Below are 3709 nucleotides of genomic sequence, written 5' to 3' on the forward strand. Positions count from 1 at the left end.
ATGCAACCGTGGTGGGTGAGGCGGGGCTGCGGCCGTGCGGGTGGGAAGGCCGGTCCGTTACCGGTCACCGCCTGTGTGTGCGGCGCCTGCGGGCCTGCCGAAAGGCGACCCTTACCATGCGGCGGATGGGCCGCCAGCCGCCGCCGGAATGGTTTTTTCCCCGCACCGGCTTTCGTGCGCATCGGCAACTCCGAAAACCGCCTTGCGCTTTTCGGACCGATGCAGGCCCGGTGCTCCTCGCGAGACAAAAAAACTTTCCGGCGGGGCCCACTGCGTTGCGTGGCCGCAGCGCGGGGCGCTGCGGTTCTGGTCCGCCTCCGCATGGACTGGGATCGCCGTCAGGCCGCGAGAGGCGCGGCCCTAACCGACGGAGACCACCATGAACCTTACGCTACACAACAACGACACCTTAGAGCCGCACCACGCATCCTCTCCAACCGACAGCATCATTTACGAAATGCAGCTCCATGGCCATCGTCCCTTCCAGGATGAGCCAGATCAGCGGCCGCTTCCCGAAGAGCCGGTCGTGCAGTCGGGGCTGACCGCGATGTTCCACGCTCTGTTCGAGATGCTTGGCGACACCCGGCTGGAGCCCGATCTCGAAGACCTTCTTTGGTCGACTGTCAACCTTTTCCATCGTGCTTGCGAGCGTATTCAGCGTGACCTTCAGCGCAACGAGGACGCCCAGCGCACCGGCCAGCGCGAGCAGGATGGCTCGGAGGTGAAAAGCGTCGAGCTCGAGCGCCATGTCGCCGAGGGCATCACGCTCCTCGAACGGCGCAATGCCTTCGAGTTTATGCGCGACTATGCTGCCGACCTCTTCGAGGCTCAGATCGGATCAGCCTGGCGGCCGCGCACCGGCTCCAAGGTCAACCACGCCAACATGACCGCAGCGATGATCGATAGCAGGGATTTCCTCTCTGCCCGCCGCCACGCCGAAAACGCGGTGCTGATCCCACCCGGCACCAAGATCGCCTTTGGCGGCGGCATGGATTACAACGATCACGACCGGATTTGGGCCGCGCTCGACAAGGCACATGCCAAACACGCGGATATGATCCTGTTGCACGGTGGCTCGCCGAAAGGCGCCGAACGCATCGCCGCCTGCTGGGCCGAGGCCCGTAGGGTAACGCAGATCGCCTTCAAACCCGATTGGAACAAGCATGCCAAGGCCGCCCCATTCCGGCGTAACGACGACATGCTTTCGGTCATGCCGGCCGGTGTCATCGTCTTCCCCGGTTCCGGTATCACCGAAAACCTTCGCGACAAGGCCCGCCGACTTGGCATCAATGTCTGGGAACTGAAAGGAGACGGCGCGTAAGCGCCGTTTTCTTGCAAATCTGGAAAATCTGGATAATATGGAAATCAACAAGGGAGTATGGTCATGCGGCATTTCACGACAGGCGATCTCAACAAGCAGGTTGGCGACGTTACCGACGCCGCGGCACGCGAACCGGTCGTTCTCACCAAGCACAGGAAACCCCGCTTCGTGCTGATGAGCTACGAGTATTATGAGCGGATGCGCACCGGCGGCGATCCGCGTAGCGCCCATCGCGTTTCGGGTATGCCGGAGGAACATAAGGAACTCTTCGCAAGCGAGATCGACCGGCTGGCGCGCGGTGAGGGGTATGACGATGAGCCGTGAGTTCCTGCCCGGTCAGGTAATGGTTTATCCTTATCTGTGGTCGTGGCAAGAAGAGGGCGGCGAAACTGAAGGCCGGAAAAGCCGGCCGACCTGTGTCGTCGTCGCTGTTCGTGGGGCGAATGACGGCCTCACCCATCTCGCCCTGCTGGCGATTACGACTCAGCCGCCCCAGGGTGACCGGATCGCCTTGGAAGTCTCTGATATCGAATGCCGGCGGGCGGGCCTGGGTGATCTCAAGCGCTGTTGGATCGTTGTCGATGAATATAATTACGATGTTGCTGAAAGGTCTTGGTACATCGGGCCGGACGGCAAAACACTCGGCCGCTTCAGTAAAACCTTCATGATGAAGATCGCCGCAGCCTTCGGGGAGGCGTCGCGCAAATCGGGTCGCCGCGTCAACCGAACAGAGTAGGCCGGCGCTGGTCAAGCGACATCGCTCTTTCCATTCAGTGGTGGTTTTTGACGAGCCAATTGTCGGCAATTTTGAAGGGAGGAAGCTGAAAATCACGTCCCCGAGCTTGGAGGTCGATATCTTCCGCGAAACCCTTTCGAAAGCAGGTAGAAGCCACGCACCTTATAGCAAGCTTGAGGATGCGGAGCTTCTGCCCATAATCCGCAGGCTTTTGGATCGGAGACCAACCTCAGGCTATCGGCGGGTCGCCGTCTCAATCGCGATGCCTAAGGTGATGGTCATGCGCTGCTGCTCCGATTGCCTAGAGTTCACCTGCTGGTATGGCGACGTCAGGCTACGAGGCCCAGACAAGGCAGTTGGTGAGGTCGGTATCCCGATACTCCATGCGATATCGCCGCGCGGTCAGCAGGCGGCGGCCCGGCCACTGCCGAGTTCGCAGACACGCAACAGCGCGATGTCGGCGGGAGGCGTGCTCGTCGCGTGCAAGCATTGTGAGAGGCGACGGCAAGACGTTGCCCCGGACAGCGGCGAAGCGCTGAGGAGGCGCGAGGTGGACAGCCTGCAGCGTTTGACTGGGTAGCCATGGATTTTTCGCGCCCTTCAGTTGCCCCGAACCATTCCCGTTTTATGTCGCTCGTATAGACGACCGCCTGCTTTTGCGGCCAACCCCTAAAGGGGTAAGACTCGGCCAAAATTTTTGCGAAATTCGATTTCAGTTGTTCGCTTCTGGCGGAAAATAGAATTTCGCGAAATTTTTGTCCGAGCTGACCGCAGCAGGTCGGCCGTCTCTTCGTGCGCCATCGGGAATGGTCCCGAACAACCGAAGGAGAAAGTACCATGGCCACCACGATCGCAACCTTGACGCAGAAGACCGACGGCATTCTCGAAGGCGTATTCGCCACCATTCGGGTCAACGCCCCAATCGCCATCATCCCGAACGCCCAGAAGGCGACTGAGGAAGCTCCGGACTACCGGGTCATCCACCGCAAGACCGGCTTCGAAATCGGCGCAGGCTGGAACCGCATCGCCCGCCAGACCGGCGAGGAGTACCTCTCCGTGAAGCTGGAGGCTCCAGAGATCGGCGTCATCTTCGGTAACCTCGCCCAAGCTCCTGGCGGCGATCCAGCGAAGAAGGTGATCCTCTGGAACAACCCGAACTGAACGGAGCCGGCCCCGAGAGATCGGGGCCGGGACCGGCATTTTTGCGCTGGCCGCGTGCATTGTTGGGAGCAAAAACAGGCCTCGAGTCCCTCCGGGTCCACCATTTCCGTTTGTGGACGTCGTTTTTCATTTTTCCTCGATTTGTCTCACTCGAACTCCGATCTGTGCTGTCGGCTTGCCTGCTTCGAGATCAACGATAAATCGGAGGCTGACGCCCGAAACGCCGGCAAGTTCGTCCTGTCGCAAGTTTTGCTCCTTGCGTGTTCTGCGGACCAAGGCGCCGATGTCGGCTGGACTTCTGACTTGTTTTGCCATTTTATTTCCCGATCGGGTAAATTAAGATTTACAAATCTATTCAGCCGCACGTCATTCGAATAACTTGGTTGAACAGGATATTACGCTCGTCCGCAATTTGCGGGCTGCCGGCTTCTAGATTGTATGCGCCGTCTACGCCCCATTGATTTTACAATTCCGGCTACGGGCAGAGCTAG

General features: G+C 59.7%; 5 protein-coding genes and 2 pseudogenes. 5 read left to right on the top strand and 2 right to left on the bottom strand.

From position 1 onward, the window contains the following. A partial coding sequence (locus RT613_RS09835) for a hypothetical protein (RefSeq protein ID WP_313614934.1) occupies positions 1-182 on the bottom strand: 182 nt, incomplete at its 3' end. A gap of 197 nt (positions 183-379) precedes the next feature. Between RT613_RS09835 and RT613_RS09840 the strand changes: the two genes are divergently transcribed. From RT613_RS09840 to RT613_RS09860, 5 genes and pseudogenes are all read left to right on the top strand, one after another. Then, positions 380-1321 carry a DUF2493 domain-containing protein gene (locus RT613_RS09840; RefSeq protein WP_313614935.1) on the top strand — a complete coding sequence of 314 codons (942 nt, stop codon included), beginning with the start codon at positions 380-382 and terminating at the stop codon, positions 1319-1321. A 63-nt stretch (positions 1322-1384) separates the two neighbouring features. Then, a complete protein-coding gene (locus RT613_RS09845; protein WP_313614936.1) occupies positions 1385-1645 on the top strand; it encodes a type II toxin-antitoxin system Phd/YefM family antitoxin in 261 nt (86 codons plus the stop codon). Beyond that, on the top strand, positions 1635-2057 hold the full coding sequence (locus RT613_RS09850; protein WP_313614938.1) for a hypothetical protein: 423 nt from the start codon (positions 1635-1637) through the stop codon (positions 2055-2057). The genes RT613_RS09845 and RT613_RS09850 overlap by 11 nt, the downstream gene beginning before the upstream one ends. A 49-nt stretch (positions 2058-2106) precedes the next feature. Beyond that, a pseudogene (locus RT613_RS09855) lies at positions 2107-2388 on the top strand (hypothetical protein); the annotation flags it as partial. A gap of 506 nt (positions 2389-2894) precedes the next feature. Continuing rightward, positions 2895-3218: a DUF736 domain-containing protein gene (locus RT613_RS09860; protein ID WP_275642415.1), complete on the top strand. Its 324-nt coding sequence runs from the start codon at positions 2895-2897 to the stop codon at positions 3216-3218. 156 nt (positions 3219-3374) lie between these two features. Here RT613_RS09860 and RT613_RS09865 read toward each other — a convergent pair. Further along, positions 3375-3533, bottom strand: a pseudogene (locus RT613_RS09865) (helix-turn-helix domain-containing protein); the annotation flags it as partial. Positions 3534-3709 lie beyond the last annotated feature (176 nt).

Source organism: Agrobacterium sp., assembly GCF_032092815.1.
GTDB lineage: Bacteria > Pseudomonadota > Alphaproteobacteria > Rhizobiales > Rhizobiaceae > Agrobacterium.

Excerpts from the sequence above, each read along its gene's own strand:
- RT613_RS09840 (WP_313614935.1), top strand. The coding sequence starts at position 380 with ATGAACCTTACGCTACACAACAACGACACCTTAGAGCCGCACCACGCA.
- RT613_RS09845 (WP_313614936.1), top strand. The coding sequence starts at position 1,385 with ATGCGGCATTTCACGACAGGCGATCTCAACAAGCAGGTTGGCGACGTT.
- RT613_RS09850 (WP_313614938.1), top strand. The coding sequence starts at position 1,635 with ATGAGCCGTGAGTTCCTGCCCGGTCAGGTAATGGTTTATCCTTATCTG.
- RT613_RS09860 (WP_275642415.1), top strand. The coding sequence starts at position 2,895 with ATGGCCACCACGATCGCAACCTTGACGCAGAAGACCGACGGCATTCTC.